15 protein-coding genes and 1 riboswitch are annotated in these 16,011 nt (G+C 36.7%); of the genes, 13 read left to right on the forward strand and 2 right to left on the reverse strand.

All coding sequences use genetic code 11. The features are described from left to right. Positions 1-15 precede the first annotated feature (15 nt). The 4 genes from ACZ2V4_RS00795 (at position 16) to rny (ending at position 4,660) form a co-directional block, all read left to right on the forward strand. Positions 16-837, forward strand: coding sequence for a helix-turn-helix domain-containing protein (locus tag ACZ2V4_RS00795; RefSeq protein ID WP_219494692.1), 822 nt, complete (start codon positions 16-18; stop codon positions 835-837). Positions 838-853: 16 nt separating this feature from the next. After that, positions 854-1,435, forward strand: a complete 582-nt coding sequence (gene pgsA / locus ACZ2V4_RS00800) for a CDP-diacylglycerol--glycerol-3-phosphate 3-phosphatidyltransferase (RefSeq protein ID WP_219494693.1) — start codon at positions 854-856, stop codon at positions 1,433-1,435. Between the two features lie 277 nt (positions 1,436-1,712). After that, the gene (gene recA, locus ACZ2V4_RS00805; protein WP_219494694.1) at positions 1,713-2,774 is read left to right on the forward strand and encodes a recombinase RecA; all 1,062 of its coding nucleotides are present in this window, start codon (positions 1,713-1,715) and stop codon (positions 2,772-2,774) included. 326 nt (positions 2,775-3,100) lie between these two features. Beyond that, positions 3,101-4,660: a ribonuclease Y gene (gene rny / locus ACZ2V4_RS00810; protein WP_219494695.1), complete on the forward strand. Its 1,560-nt coding sequence runs from the start codon at positions 3,101-3,103 to the stop codon at positions 4,658-4,660. Between the two features lie 75 nt (positions 4,661-4,735). On the opposite strand, the gene ACZ2V4_RS00815 is transcribed toward rny, so the two are convergent. Further along, complete coding sequence (locus ACZ2V4_RS00815; protein ID WP_041635906.1) at positions 4,736-4,918, reverse strand: hypothetical protein; 183 nt, start codon at positions 4,916-4,918, stop codon at positions 4,736-4,738. A 95-nt stretch (positions 4,919-5,013) separates the two neighbouring features. Between ACZ2V4_RS00815 and ACZ2V4_RS00820 the strand changes: the two genes are divergently transcribed. From ACZ2V4_RS00820 to ACZ2V4_RS00850, 7 genes are all read left to right on the forward strand, one after another. Then, positions 5,014-5,808, forward strand: a complete 795-nt coding sequence (locus tag ACZ2V4_RS00820; RefSeq protein ID WP_490514371.1) for a TIGR00282 family metallophosphoesterase — start codon at positions 5,014-5,016, stop codon at positions 5,806-5,808. A 104-nt stretch (positions 5,809-5,912) separates the two neighbouring features. Next, complete coding sequence (locus ACZ2V4_RS00825; RefSeq protein WP_219494696.1) at positions 5,913-7,646, forward strand: 2-oxoacid:acceptor oxidoreductase subunit alpha; 1,734 nt, start codon at positions 5,913-5,915, stop codon at positions 7,644-7,646. Continuing rightward, positions 7,647-8,510, forward strand: a complete 864-nt coding sequence (locus tag ACZ2V4_RS00830) for a 2-oxoacid:ferredoxin oxidoreductase subunit beta (protein ID WP_490514372.1) — start codon at positions 7,647-7,649, stop codon at positions 8,508-8,510. Between the two features lie 68 nt (positions 8,511-8,578). Next, a riboswitch (TPP riboswitch) is annotated at positions 8,579-8,677 on the forward strand. Between the two features lie 34 nt (positions 8,678-8,711). Next, positions 8,712-9,713, forward strand: a complete 1,002-nt coding sequence (locus tag ACZ2V4_RS00835) for an ABC transporter substrate-binding protein (RefSeq protein WP_219494698.1) — start codon at positions 8,712-8,714, stop codon at positions 9,711-9,713. After that, positions 9,713-10,000 carry a thiamine-binding protein gene (locus ACZ2V4_RS00840; RefSeq protein ID WP_099483136.1) on the forward strand — a complete coding sequence of 96 codons (288 nt, stop codon included), beginning with the start codon at positions 9,713-9,715 and terminating at the stop codon, positions 9,998-10,000. Before ACZ2V4_RS00835 ends, ACZ2V4_RS00840 begins: the two co-directional genes overlap by 1 nt. Then, complete coding sequence (locus ACZ2V4_RS00845) at positions 10,000-10,734, forward strand: ABC transporter permease (RefSeq protein WP_241427500.1); 735 nt, start codon at positions 10,000-10,002, stop codon at positions 10,732-10,734. Before ACZ2V4_RS00840 ends, ACZ2V4_RS00845 begins: the two co-directional genes overlap by 1 nt. After that, complete coding sequence (locus ACZ2V4_RS00850) at positions 10,731-11,441, forward strand: ABC transporter ATP-binding protein (RefSeq protein WP_241427501.1); 711 nt, start codon at positions 10,731-10,733, stop codon at positions 11,439-11,441. Before ACZ2V4_RS00845 ends, ACZ2V4_RS00850 begins: the two co-directional genes overlap by 4 nt. Before the next feature lie 50 nt (positions 11,442-11,491). Here the strand turns inward: ACZ2V4_RS00850 and ACZ2V4_RS00855 are convergent, their stop codons facing one another. Continuing rightward, complete coding sequence (locus ACZ2V4_RS00855; protein WP_420494387.1) at positions 11,492-12,169, reverse strand: DedA family protein; 678 nt, start codon at positions 12,167-12,169, stop codon at positions 11,492-11,494. Between the two features lie 138 nt (positions 12,170-12,307). On the opposite strand from ACZ2V4_RS00855, the gene ACZ2V4_RS00860 reads away from it, so the two are divergent. Together ACZ2V4_RS00860 and ACZ2V4_RS00865 are read left to right on the forward strand one after the other, a co-directional pair. After that, a complete protein-coding gene (locus tag ACZ2V4_RS00860) occupies positions 12,308-14,026 on the forward strand; it encodes an ABC transporter ATP-binding protein (protein ID WP_413475271.1) in 1,719 nt (572 codons plus the stop codon). Further along, a complete protein-coding gene (locus ACZ2V4_RS00865; protein WP_490514373.1) occupies positions 14,019-15,869 on the forward strand; it encodes an ABC transporter ATP-binding protein in 1,851 nt (616 codons plus the stop codon). The genes ACZ2V4_RS00860 and ACZ2V4_RS00865 overlap by 8 nt, the downstream gene beginning before the upstream one ends. Positions 15,870-16,011: the final 142 nt, after the last annotated feature.

A 16,011-nucleotide genomic window follows, 5' to 3' on the forward strand; every position in this document is an offset into this window, starting at 1 on the left:
TAAAGGAGCACTTTAATGAAACAAATTGGACAAATTTTAAGATCTAAACGTGAATCTCTTGGTATGACATTAATCGACCTTGAAAAGAAAATTAAAATCCAAAAAAAATATATTGAAATGATTGAGAAGAATAATTTCGAACACCTGCCAAATCCAGATTATACACGAGGTTTCATTGAAAAATATGCACGTTGTGTAAATCTTAATGGGAAAGAATTGATTAAACAGCATGAATCAGAACTTCCAGTCGAAAAAAAATCGGCTAGAGAAGCAATAGGCACTTTAAAGGCGACGCATATTACAGAGAATGATCATTCAACGCGTAAATTGTTTTATATCATTATAGCGAGCTTAGGTATTCTTTTCATCATATGGATACTCAGTCAACTGCTCTTTACAAATAAAGATGAGACGTTTAAACCCGCATCTCTCAATCCTTCACGTAACATCCCTGTTGAGAAGAAACAAGAAACTATATCAAAGGCTGACGAACCAGCTGTTAAAACGCAGGTGAAACCTGAAACAAGTCTGACATATAAAAACTTTGATGGTAGTAATTTAACCTATGAAGTTAAGTCACAGCAACCCCTGACCGTGAAGATCGTTTCTAAGGTGCCGACATGGGTACAGGTATTTGATGATAAGAACAAGAACTATGTATACAATGAAATTAAAGAACAGAGTTTCAACATTGATAAGGATGCCAAGGAAGTAACAATTATTTCAGGTAATTCTACTTCAGCAGATATCTATATAAATAACCAGAAAGTTTCGGTTCCAAAGGAAGCAGAGAATCTTATCACGCGAACTTATTTCTTTAAAGTTTCAAAAAAATAGAGTTAGGATGAATAAAATGAATATACCAAATCAAATTACAGTGGCTAGAGTACTTTTAATACCGATATTCCTAGTATTCTTACTCGTAGATTTCAATATGGGTGATATTTCTGTGCTTGGGTCTGAAGTAATGCGCATCGAACAGTTTATTGCAGCATTAATTTTTATTTTTGCTTCGCTGACGGACTGGATAGATGGCTATTTGGCGCGTAAATGGCAGCTCGTAACGAATATGGGAAAATTTCTAGATCCATTAGCAGATAAATTACTTGTTTCAAGCGGTCTAATAGCATTAGTCGAGCTTGATGCGATACCTTCATGGGTGGCAATCGTTATTATTGCACGTGAATTTGCAGTTACTGGACTGCGTCTTTTACAGATTGAGCAAGGGTTCGTTTCTGCTGCAGGACAATTAGGAAAGATTAAAACTGCAGTAACCATGCTTGCGATGACACTACTGTTACTTAATGAACCATTTTCAGAGTGGACAGGTTTTAACAGTGGCTATCTTCTCATGTATGTCGCAGTATTCTTCACTGTATTATCTGGAATTGAATATTTTTATCACGGACGCGATGTATTTAAAAATTCAAAGTAGCATAAAAGACATTTAGTATACTAAAAATACTAAATGTTTTTTATTACAATAATTAAATTTTAAACGTGTCATTTTTCAATTTCCTCAAGTATCACTGGAATAAAAACGCTTACACGTTCTTATTTTTTAATTATTACACAAAAAATACAAACAGACGTTCGCATTTTACTTGCTATTTTTAACATTAATGCGTATAGTATTAAATGTAGTAAATAACAGCTAAAGAATATTTAATAGTTCAATATACAATCATTAATTGATCTTCAGGAGGATATATATGAGTGAAAGACAAAAAGCATTAGACACAGTGATTAAAAATATGGAAAAATCATTTGGGAAAGGTGCAGTAATGAAGTTAGGAGACCGTACTGACCGTAATGTCTCTACAGTATCAAGCGGCTCTATTACATTAGATAGTGCACTTGGTGTCGGTGGTTACCCGAAAGGTCGTATTATAGAAATTTATGGTCCTGAAAGTTCAGGTAAAACAACGGTGGCACTACATGCTATCGCAGAGGTACAGCGCCAAGGTGGAGTTGCCGCATTTATTGATGCTGAGCATGCACTTGATCCGGTATATGCTAAGAATCTTGGAGTAGATATCGAAAATCTTTACTTATCTCAACCCGATCATGGTGAACAAGGACTGGAAATTGCAGAAGCATTTGTCAGAAGTGGTGCGGTAGATATTATTGTGGTCGATTCAGTTGCAGCCTTAACACCTAAAGCGGAAATTGAAGGAGAGATGGGAGACTCGCATATGGGACTTCAAGCGCGTCTTATGTCTCAAGCGTTACGTAAGTTATCAGGTTCTATATCTAAGTCTAATACGATTGCAATATTCATCAACCAAGTACGTGAGAAGATTGGTGTAATGTTCGGTAATCCAGAAACGACTCCAGGTGGTCGTGCGCTTAAATTCTATTCTTCAGTGCGTCTCGAAGTACGACGTGCAGAACAATTGAAACAAGGTCAGGAAATTGTAGGGAATAGAACAAAGATTAAGGTCGTTAAAAACAAAGTTGCACCTCCTTTTAAAGTAGCAGAAGTTGATATTATGTACGGTAAAGGTATTTCTCGTGAAGGAGAAATCGTTGATTTAGGTGCAGAATATGAAGTGCTGCAAAAGTCAGGGGCATGGTACTCTTATGATGGAGAACGTATTGGTCAAGGGCGAGAAAATATTAAGACTTATCTGAAAGAAAACCCAGAAGTACGTGACGAAATCGATCAGAAGATTCGTAAGGCGATGGGTGTCGGTGCTTCGTTAGAAGAGGCGTCAGCACAGAAAGAAGAAGTGCCAGTAGAAGATAAGTTATTCGACGATGAGTTAGAATAGTTAACAGCCTAAGGGAGGAGCGTAGTGCCTCTCCCGATTTTATAGCGGATGATGTTATTTATTTTTAACATCGTTCGTTTTTTATAGATAAATTTTCGTCATTATGAACTTAGTTTACATGCGAGAGTGAATATCAGATTTATATTATGGTAAATTTGTAACAAATTAAAATTTCATACAACAATTTGAGTAAAATGATGTAAATTTATATATTTAATGAGGATGACAGCTTGACGAGTATAACTCATAAACGTACAATTAATTTATATGGATATACTTCATATAATGTTTTATTGATATATAAAAGCAAATAAGGAGGTGTTTATGTGAGCTTAACTATCCTCTTATTCATTTTGCTTAGTATCATAATCGGTGTTGCAATCGGTTATTTTGTTGCGAAGAACGTATTAACAAATCAGCAGATTCAGGCAAGAACAACTGCAGATTTTATCGTTACTGAGGCTAACAAAGAAGCCGAAAGTCTTAAGAAAGAGAAGCTTCTTGAAGCGAAGGAAGAATATCAAAGACGTAATGATCGTCTGGAAGAAGATTATAAGGAAAGACGTTCAGACTTAGCGAGACAAGAAGCAAGACTCCTTCAAAAAGAAGAAAACTTAGATCGTAAAAGTGACCTTTTAGATAAAAAGGATGATCTTTTAGAACAAAAAGAATCTAAAATTGAAGAAAAGCAACAGCATGTAGATGCGTTAGAGCAAAGTGTTCAAGGAATCATAGCACAACATGAACAAGAATTAACACGCATCTCCGGACTGACACAAGAAGAAGCGAAGCAAGAAATTATTGATCAGGTTGAAGAAGAATTGACGCATGATATTGCAGTCATGGTAAAAGAGAAAGAGCAGGAAGCAAAGCAGAATATTGATAAAAAAGCGAAAATGCTTCTAGCTACGACTGTACAGCGATTGGCTGCTGAACATACTTCTGAATCTACAGTTTCTGTAATTAACCTTCCAAATGATGAGATGAAAGGTAGAATAATTGGCCGAGAAGGTCGTAATATTCGTACATTGGAAACGCTAACAGGTGTAGATCTTATCATCGATGACACACCAGAAGCGGTCATCTTATCCGGATTTGATCCAATTAGAAGAGAAATTGCGAAAACAGCGCTTGAATCTTTAGTGTCTGATGGAAGAATTCATCCAGGTCGTATTGAAGAAATGGTTGAAAAGGCAAGAAAATCTGTGGATGAAATCATACGAGAAGCAGGAGAAGCTGCAACGTTTGAACTTGGTATACATAATCTGCATCCTGATATCGTGAAGATACTTGGACGAATGAAATATCGTACGAGTTATGGACAGAATGTACTGAAACATTCCGTAGAAGTTGCACACCTTTCTGGTATGTTAGCTGCAGAACTAGGACAAGACGTTGCGCTCGCTAAGCGTGCGGGACTTTTACATGATATTGGAAAAGCGATTGATCATGAAGTTGAGGGATCGCACGTTGAAATTGGAGTAGATCTTGCGAAGAAATATCGTGAACATCCAACCGTAATTAACGCAATTCATTCACATCATGGAGATGTGGAACCAGACAATATTATTTCTATTCTTGTGGCAGCAGCAGATGCATTAAGTGCAGCACGCCCAGGTGCCAGACGTGAAACACTTGAGAATTATGTACGCCGCTTAGAACGTCTGGAAGAAATTTCTGAAAGCTATGATGGTGTAGAGAAATCATTTGCGATTCAGGCAGGTAGAGAAATTAGAATCATTGTGACGCCTGAAGAAGTCGATGATTTAAAAGCACATCGTATCGCAAGAGATATTAAAAACCAGATTGAAGAAGAGCTTCAATATCCTGGACATATAAAAGTAACTGTTGTGCGAGAAATGCGCGCAGTTGAATATGCAAAATAGGTCGTGACACGAGCGGTCAGACATGAGTAGAATCAAAAAAGATGACTAGAAATGTTATATTTCTAGTCATCTTTTTTACATTGTGGACCAGTATTGCATGATAGATAATCCAATCGAGAAAATGATGCCCCCAACTAGTGCTGATTTATACTTAGGGGGCTGTTTTACTGTTCTAAAATAATTCGTTATGCGATCACATATCATATATGTAATAAAAAATACGATGAACAATGTGACTGCTGTTCCGATAAAATGCATTTTATCACCTCATTTTTGATTGTATCAATAAAAATCATTTAATTCATTTATGATTTTCTATATAATAAAGACAAATAGAGTAGAGGTAGTGAATTATGAGAATATTATTTATCGGTGATGTTGTAGGTGCGGTTGGGCGTAATATGTTAGATGAGTACTTACCACAGCTTAAAAAGAAGTATGGACCGAATATTACGATAGTCAATGGTGAGAATGCTGCGCATGGAAGAGGGATTACAGAAAAGATATTTAAAGAAATGATGACGCTCGGAGTTGATTGTGTCACGATGGGTAACCATACATATGGCGTGCGTGATAGTTATGAGTTGCTAAATAGCGATCATAAGATTATTCGTCCAGCAAACTTTCCTGATGAAGCGCCAGGTAAAGGAATGGAAATCATTAAATTTAATGATAAGAAGATTGCTGTGATCAATCTACAAGGGCGAGCATTTATGATGCAGAGTGACTGTCCGTTTAAGAAGTTCGATGCGCTATATGAAATCGCTAAACAGGAGACGGATTATATCTTTGTAGACTTTCATGCTGAAACAACAAGTGAAAAAGGTGCATTTGCATATTATACAGATGGCCGAGCGAGCGTCGTTGTTGGGACACACACACATATTCAGACGAGTGACAACCGTATTTTACCTAGGGGCACGGCTTTTATTACAGATGTCGGTATGACAGGTTACTATGATGGGATACTTGGTATTAATAAGGATGAGGTCATTCACCGCTTCTTAACAGGAATGCCAGTTAAACATGTTGTTCCAGATACGGGACGTGGTGTGTTAAGCGGTGTATTTGTAGAACTTAAATCCAATGGTCAAGCAAAGAAAATTGAAAGAATACTTATCAATGAGGATCAACCGCTCAGTCGATAACGTATCGGCCATTCGACTGATTTTTATATAATTTACCTATGTCTGTTATATAGACATAGGTTTTTCTGTTATATTAGAGATAGTTAATTTAGGGAGGAATTGTTTTGAAGACACAAATTTCTTGGAAAGTCGGCGGTCAGCAAGGTGAAGGAATTGAAAGTACTGGAGAGATATTCTCAACTGCGCTGAATCGTCTGGGCTATTATTTATATGGTTATCGTCATTTCTCATCACGTATTAAAGGTGGACATACGAACAATAAGATTCGTGTATCAACAACACCTGTCTATGCTATCAGTGATGATCTGGATATACTTGTGGCATTTGATCAGGAGACGATTGATTTAAACTATCATGAACTGACGGCTGAAGGTATAATACTAGCAGATAGTAAGTTTGATCCTGTTGCACCAGAGGATTACAATGGCGCATTTATTAGTATGGGATTCACTGAAATTGCAAAAGAACTTGGTACGGCATTGATGAAGAATATGGTGGCGGTCGGTGCTACAGCGAATCTTATAGGCGCTGACCTAAAGCACTTCGAAGTTTTAGTGGATGACCTGTTTGCTAAAAAAGGTGAAAAGATCTGTACATTAAATAAAGAAGCGCTACACAAAGGTTATGCAGAAATTGAAAGTCATTCAGAACTTACTGTGGATTATAAATTAGAACCTTCAACCGAAGAAGGACATTTATTTATGATTGGTAATGAAGCAATTTCACTTGGCGCATTAGCAGGTGGAGCACGTTTTATGGCTGCATACCCAATTACACCAGCGAGTGAAATTATGGAATATATGATTGATAAATTACCACGCTTTGGTGGGACTGTAATTCAGACAGAAGATGAGATAGCTGCAGCAGTTATGGCAATAGGCGTAAACTATGCGGGCGTACGTGCATTTACTGCATCAAGTGGTCCAGGACTATCGTTAATGATGGAAGCGATTGGACTGAGTGGTATGACTGAACAGCCGTTAGTCATCGTAAATACGATGCGCGGAGGTCCATCTACAGGATTGCCAACGAAACAGGAGCAGTCAGACTTAATGCAGATGATCTACGGAACGCATGGCGAGATTCCAAAGATTGTCCTTGCACCAACAACTGCTGAAGATGCCTTCTACTTAACGAACGAGGCATTTAATCTAGCGGAAGTATATCAATGTCCGGTTATTATTTTAAGTGATTTACAGCTTTCTTTAGGGAAACAGACTGTTCCTGTACTTGATTATAATAAGATTAATATTGATCGTGGTTCACTTGTTACTGAAGTTGAACCAACGGAGGATAAAGCATACTTCAAACGCTATGCGGTAACAGATAATGGCATTTCACCACGTACGATTCCTGGTGTGAAAAACGGTATCCATCACGTTACAGGTGTTGAACATAACGAAGAAGGAAAGCCGAGCGAATCTCCCGTAAACCGTGCAAAGCAGATGGAAAAACGTATGCGTAAATTAGAACAGCTGAAGATTACTGAACCTGTTGTATACAATACGTATCATGAAGATGCAGATGTGTTAGTGATTGGTTATATTTCAACGTATGGAGCGATTGATGAAGCAATCCATCGTGTAGAAGGAAAGGTAAACCATCTGCATATGAAACAACTTCATCCGTTTCCGACAGAAGAGGTTCAGCAAGCGATAGATAAAGTGAAGAAAGTGATTGTTGTTGAACATAACTTTAACGGACAACTTGGACAGATTATCAAGATGAATACGAATCATCAAGGTAAGATGATTCAGATGAGTAAGTATGATGGTACACCTTACTTACCTCACGAAATTGAAGAGAAAATCAACGCAACATTAAAGGAGTTAATATAGATGGCAACATTTAAAGATTTCAGAAATAATGTGAAACCGAACTGGTGTCCTGGCTGTGGGGACTTCTCAGTACAAGCGGCGATACAAAAAGCATGTGCGAACATCGGCTTAGAACCAGAACAGCTCGCGTTAATAACAGGTATCGGCTGTTCTGGACGTCTGTCTGGATACGTAAATTCATATGGTGTGCATTCGATCCATGGTCGAGCATTACCGATGGCACAAGGTGTGAAGATGGCAAACCAGGAGCTTACAGTTATCGCTTCCGGTGGAGATGGTGATGGTTTTGCGATTGGTATGGGGCATACGATTCATGCGCTACGTAGAAATATTGATATCACGTATATTGTAATGGATAATCAAATTTATGGACTGACTAAAGGACAGACATCACCAAGTTCAGCACATGGATTTGTCACTAAGACAACGCCAAAAGGCTCGATTGAGAAGCATCTTTCTCCGCTTGAACTTGCACTTGCAAGTGGCGCAACTTTTGTCGCACAAAGCTTTTCTAGTGATATAAAAGATTTAACATCAATTATTGAAGCGGCAGTTAATCATAAAGGATTCTCATTCGTCAATGTATTTTCTCCGTGTGTCACATACAACAAAGTAAATACGTATGACTGGTTTAAAGAAAATTTGACGAAACTTGCTGATATTGAAGATTATGATCATACCAATAAACAGCTGGCGATCAATACAGTACACGAACAAGATGGGCTTGTTACAGGTATCGTGTATCAGGATACCGATGCACCGACGTACGAATCACAAATTGATGGCTACAGTGAGAACTTAACAAAAGCAGATCTAAATATTAAACAAGAGGAATTTGATGCTTTAATGGCTCAGTTCAAATAAAAACTAAGTATCTGTACCTTATTTATAATAAAGCTGTTATACTAAAACAGTACAAAATAATATAAATTTTTAAACACTAGGGGAGTTATTCTGAGATTGGATTCGTCCTAAACCCTTATATACCTGATCTGGATTATACCAGCGTAGGGAAGTGTCAACTGACACAACCTGCAATCAGGTTGTGTTTTTTTGGAGGCTAATATGAATAAAAAGTTATTGTTAAGTGCGAGTTGTGTCATTTTACTAGCAGGCTGTGGAGATCAGTCAGCCGATAAAGGTAAGGAAGATAAGAAAGAAAAAGTGACGATTATGCTGGACTGGACGCCGAATACAAATCATACAGGACTATATGTAGCACAAGAGAAAGGTTACTTTGACAAACAGGGTTTAGATGTTGAAATTAAGACACCTGGTGAAGTGAATGCCGATCAGCTTATCGCAGCAAACAAAAAAGATGTTCAGTTCGGAATTAGTGCACAGGAAACAGTGACGCAATCACGTTCTGAAGGCATTCCAGTGAAATCGATTGGAGCAATTATCCAGCATAATACGAGTGGATTTATGAGCTTGAAAGATAAGAATATTAAATCACCGAAAGATTATGCAGGGAAAACATACGGTGGATGGGGTGCACCGATTGAACAGCCAATGATTGATGCAGTTATGAAAAAAGACGGAGCATCAGTGAAAGACACTAAAATTATCAATATGGGAAATACTGATTTCTTTACTGCATCTAAGAAGAATATCGATTTCGCATGGGTTTATTATGGATGGACTGGAATCGAAGCAGAAACACGTAATATCGATGTAAATATGCAGTATTTAATTGATTACGATAAAAATCTGGATTATTACACACCTGTCGTTATTGCAAATGAAAAGTATTTAAAATCAAATGGTGAGACAGCTAAGAAATTTATGACCGCACTTAAAGAAGGTTATGAGTATTCAATTAAACATGACAAAGAGAGTGCAGATATTTTGATGAAGTCTGTTCCAGAACTTAAAAAACAAGAAAAGCTCGTATATGCATCACAAAAATATTTGTCACCTAAATATCAGGATGATGCGAAATACTGGGGCTATCAGGAAGAACGTATCTGGAAGAATTTTGGACAGTTTATGAAAGATAACAAAGTGATTACTAAAGACTTCATTGCTAAAGATGCATTTACAAATGAATATGTGGAGGGTAAATAATGGCAGATACAATAATGAGCATACAAATTATTCCGAAGACGCCAAATGGTGAAGATGTAATTCCATATGTTGATCGCGCAATTGAAGTGATTGAAGCATCAAACTTAAAGTACATCGTGAATCCGCTTGAAACATCAATTGAGGGGAACATGAATGAGTTGCTTAAGTTAATCGAATTAATGAATAAAGAGATGCGTGAAATGGGGTGTCCATCTATTATTTCACAAGTAAAGTTTTATCATGCCGAAGAAGTATCGATGGATGTGCTTGTACAGAAGTATAGATGATGAAATATGTTAAGTTTTTTCTATTTTTTATAGTACTACTTTATTTTTGGGAACTGCTCGTTCGGTTACTACAAGTTGATGCATATACGTTACCTGCGCCAAGCGTAATATTTATCAGCTTCTTTAATGACTTTAACACATATCATGTGCATTTATATCCGACTCTATTACTCGTTATATTAGGCATTATTTGCTCGGTATTATGCGGTATTACTGTAGCCGTACTATTACGTTTAATCCCTGGGCTGCATGAGTATGTCTATCCATTGCTCATAATGAGTCAGAATGTACCCGTTATCGTCATTGCACCACTACTAGTCATTTGGTTCGGATTTGGAATATTGCCGAAACTTATCGTGATAACACTTGTGTGTTTCTTTCCGATAACTGTGAGCTTACTTGAAGGATTTAATGAGACAGATAAAGAATTAGAGAAATATATGAAGATGATGGGGGCAACGCGTCTTGAACGTTTCAAAAAGCTTGAATGGCCAAATAGTATGCCTTATTTCTTTAATGGATTAAAGATTGCTGGCACATACTCAGTAATGGGTGCAATCATTTCTGAATGGCTTGGCAGTGATAAAGGTTTAGGTAAATTTATGCTTATAGCTCAGCGTGCATTTCAAGTAGATCAGGTGTTTGTAGCAATTGTCTGGATCATTATCTTTGCTATGGTCATTTATCTTGTTATATATATTATTCAGCGTATTGTATTGAGGTGGCAACGATGATTCCTATTATTCAACTTAACGATATTATGCATCGTTACGATAAAGATATTGTAATTAATAATATTAACCTAGAACTGAATAAAGGTGAGATTGTTGCATTGATCGGCCCGAGTGGCAGCGGTAAGAGTACGATATTAAATATTATCGGCGGATTACTCATCCCTTCAAGTGGCGAGTGCTTATTGCAAGGGGAACGTATCAATGGGAAAACAGGACATGTGTCCTTTATGCCTCAGACACACTCACTGATGCCATGGCGTACAGTGATACAAAACATTAACCTCGCAACAGAGATCAGTGCGAATGATAGCGTGAATAAATCAGAACAATTGTTAGAAAGAGCAGGCTTCACTTCCATTAAAGATAGATACCCCAATGAGCTTTCTGGGGGAATGAAGCAGCGTGTTTCATTCCTACGTGCATTAAATACAGAACATCAATTACTGTTACTGGATGAACCATTTTCAGCATTGGATGAAATAACACGTAATGATATGCAGATCTGGTTGAGGTCTTTATTATTGGAGAGTGATAAAACGGTGCTGATGATTACACATAGTATTGATGAAGCAATTAAGATGAGTAATCGTATACTCGTTTTAAATCAGAAACCTGCTACGATAGTCAGATCGATAGATGTGAACCAGGATTTATCTGTTTCGCAAATCGCAGAATTAAAAGCACAAATTATTCAATTATTAAAATAACCGAATGTGAGATTGACTCACATTCGGTTATTAATATTAATGGGGATGCATTAATATTTTTTTCTGTCTTCATTTCTTTTCATCTTTCTTCTGACGGAGTAGGATTGTAAGAAGCTAAAGACGGCAGGGAGCACTGATACTAATATAATTAAAATTAATACGATTTCAAAGTTGTCTTTAACGATCTTTATATTCCCGAAGAAGTAACCTGCAAGTAGGCATATACCAACCCACAGAACTGCACCGATAATATTATACGTAATAAAGTAACCATACTTCATCTTACTGGCACCAGCTACAAACGGTATAAAAGTTCTGATAAAGGGCATAAAGCGGGCAATTGCAATTGTTTTACCACCATGAGTATTAAAGAAATCCTCTGCTTTATCAAGGTGTTCCTTCTTAATGAATTTACCGAGTTTAGGATGATTATAGACACCAAGTCCAAGAAATTTACCGATGTGATAATTAACCGTGTCACCGATTACAGCTGCAGCAAACAACACGATAAATAATATCCAGATATTTAATGCGCCTTGAGGGGCGAGTGCACCAGCTGCAAAAAGCATTGAGTCTCCAGGTAAGAATGGCATAATCACAAGTCCTGTTTCTACGAAGACGATTGAAAATAAGATTGCATAAGTCAATGTTCCATATTCTTTAACGATATTCACTAGATGTTCGTCAATATGTAAAATAAAATCCATAAGTTGACTGATAAATGACATGGTTAAACCTCGTTTCTCCAAATAATTATTAATTATACTTTATTTTAAAAAAAGTTGCGATGGAATAGAGCATAAATTATACATTTCGGAAACCGATATGTATAATAGTATAAAATAAACAAAATGGGAGGGGTTCTATTGAAAGAGATATTAAAGTTTACAATACCATATCGCTTATGGATTGTTATAGCGCTCATACTAATGCTATTAGAACTGGCGGTTGAACTCAGTTTACCGATTATATTATCGCTCATTATTAATGAAGGATTAATCAAGCAGAATATGGATATTACGCTTCAATATTTAATCATACTGCTGATCATAAGTGTTGCTGCGTTTATCTGTGGTGTGATCAATTCATTTATTTCGAGTCATGTCTGTCATGGTTTCTCCTTTGACTTGAGAAACGCCTTGTTCAAGAAGGTGCAGCAGTTTTCACTTAAACACATAGAAAGCTTTAAGACATCCAGTATCATTACACGATTGACAAATGATGTGATTGCGTGTGAAATGGTACTTTTTATGAGTTTACGTATTATGTTGCGTGCACCACTTCTAGTGTTAGGTAGTATCATCATGAGCTTTATTGTTGCGCCGCACTTAGCACTCTATCTTTTAATTGGTGCTCCGATAATATTTGTGTTTCTGTATTATACTTCTAAGGCAGGTATGAATCTGTTTACACGTGTTCAGAAAAAACTTGATGGACTGAATCGTAATATCCAGCAGAATTTATCTTCTGTGCGTATGATACGTGCGAATATGAGTGCAGACTATGAATCTGAAAAATTCGAACATACCGCTTTAGATCTTAAAGAAGATACAACACGTGCACTAAAGTTGATGGAACGTATACTTCCATTTCTTTTAATCGTAATGAATATCGCATTATTGTTCGTAATTTATATTGGAGCGATAGATGTCACTAATAACGCACTGAATGTAGGTGCACTCGTAGCAGTCATTAACTATGCCCTCAGAATGCAAGGTGGGTTTTCAATGTTTGCATTTATCATCATTGCGTATTCAAGAGCAAAAGCAAGTGCAGAACGTATGTCTGAAATATTAACTACTGATGTAGATACATATCATGGAGGCACGGATATTGAAGTGAGTGGTGGCGCATCAATTGTATTTGATAATGTATCGTTTAAATATCCGTTAAGCCATCAAATGGTGCTTAAAGACATTTCTTTCAATATTGAAGCGGGGGAGAAATTCGTTATTATGGGTGCGACAGGATCTGGTAAAAGCGCTTTACTTAGTCTGCTCCCTAGAATGTATGAAGTGACACAAGGTAAGATTATGATCAATGGCATTGATATTAAAGAAATGGAGATTACAGATCTTAGGGATATGATTGGATATGTACCTCAGAGAAACATACTGTTTACAGGTAGCGTGTTTGATAATATCCTATTTGGAAATGCACATGCTGAATCTGAGGATGTAACAGAAGCAACGAAGATCGCACAAGTCCATACGAATATTCTGGATTTCGATGCACAGTACGACACCAAAGTCGGACAGCAGGGTGTCAATTTATCGGGTGGACAGAAACAACGACTCGCGATTGCCAGGGCGGTCATAAAGTCGCCGAACATCCTGATTTTAGATGACAGTACATCTGCGCTTGATATACATACAGAGAATAATTTATTTGAAGAATTATCTAAGCTAAGTATGACGCGTATTATTGTGACACAGAAGATCCAGACAGCAATGACAGCTGACCATATCCTGTTATTAGATAAAGGAGAAATCGTTGGTTTCGGGGATCATCAGTCATTGCTAGAAACATCAGAACTGTATCAAGCAATCTATCACTCGCAGGAAAGAGGTGATCTCCATGATTAAATCGATATTGGGTCATCCAGTAATTTTAACGCGTAAAGATATAAAAGAGAGCAAAAGTATTAAAACAGATCAAAGAGGCAATCCAATACCAAAATCACGCAATTGGAAATACGCTATCGGTGGCATCTGGTCCTTGATGGAAGGCAATAGGTTAAAGCTTACAGTTGTTATAGTGTCGGTGATTATTTCGTCTTTATTAGGACTCATTGGACCATATATGATTGGACAGATGATTGATAATAAAATACTGAAGAAAAATTTTGAAGGCATTGAAAATGATCTTCTGATTCTGTTCTTTATATTTATAGGTTTATCATTATTTTCATATGTTGCTGCAATAATTATGGTAACGATCGCTCAGGAAACGGTGTATAAATTACGAATGCTGCTATTTAGTCGACTTCAGAAGTTACCGATACCATTTTTTGATAAACGCCAGCATGGTGAACTGATGAGCCGTATGACAAATGATATCGATACAATATCTCAAGTGCTGAATTCGTCATTTATACAGTTTACATCAAGTATTATAACGATTATTGGTACAATTATTGTGATGTTGCTGCTTAGTCCACTGTTAACGTTATTAACGATGATGATCATCCCTTTAATGTTAATTGCGATGCGCTGGATAACAAATCGTACGAGTATTCTGTATAAAAGAAGACAAAGAGCAATCGGTGAAATGAATGGTTATATTGAAGAGATTATTTCAGGTCAGGAAGTTGTAAAGTTATTTACAAGAGAAGCCCGTGTGACCGAAGGATTTACTGAGAAGAACGCAAAAGTAAGAGATATCAGCTACTGGTCGGTATCTTATTCTGGTCTTATTCCGAAAGTGATGAACTTCTTTAACAATTTATCATTTGCAATTGTAGCAGGTATCGGAGGGGTATTAGCACTAAACGGAAATGGTATTACTGTCGGAACAATTGTTATATTTGCAGAATATGCAAGACAATTTACACGTCCTTTGAATGATCTGGCCAATCAGTTCAACACTGTATTATCTGCATTAAGTGGTGCAGAGCGTGTCTTTGAAATCATCGATACTGAACCTGAAGTAGATATCGATAACAGTAATAGAAATTTAACGATACGTGGGGAAATTTCATTTGAACAAGTGACTTTCAAATATAACGAAGAACAATTAAAACCAACCATTAATGATGTGACGATACATTTAAATCAAGGGGAATCTCTCGCCTTAGTTGGTGCGACAGGAGCAGGTAAAACGACACTTGTACAGCTATTGGCAAGATTTTATGAAATTAACGCAGGTAAAATAATGATTGATGGTATCGATATAAAAGATATTCCAAAACAAACGTTACGCAATCAGATGTCTTATGTGCTGCAGGATCCATTTATCTTTGACGGTACGATTCGAGAAAATATAAAGTACAGAAATCAGCACGTCTCTGACGAAGTCATGATTCAGGCAGCAAAAGATGCAAATGCTTATGATTTTATTATGAGATTAGAAAATGGTTTCGACACAGAAATTAGTTTTGAATCAACACATCTTTCCCAAGGTGAAAAACAGTTAGTCAATATCGCGCGTGCGCTGATATTAGATCCAAAGATTTTATTGCTGGATGAAGCGACGAGTAACATTGATACCGTTACAGAAATGAAACTTCAGCAGGCGATTGAACGTCTAATGAAAAATAGAACGAGCATCATCATTGCACATCGCTTAAATACGGTTAAAAAAGCTGATAAAATTGTTGTCCTTGAAAAAGGAGAAATATTAGAACAAGGCTATCAAAAAGATTTAATTACAAGAGATGGTATTTATGCGGAAATGTTAAAAAGTGGAGATGAAGCATTATTAGAATAAATTTAATCCGTCATTCTTATATAAATGACGGATTAAATTTATGTTTTTATGTGAGTTGTATCTACAGTAAAAATACTTTGAAAATATTTGATATAAAAGCTATACTATAGTAATGATATTATGAATAAAATGGGGTTATTTA

The organism is Macrococcus sp. CoH-51_TC_04 (genome assembly GCF_058188655.1).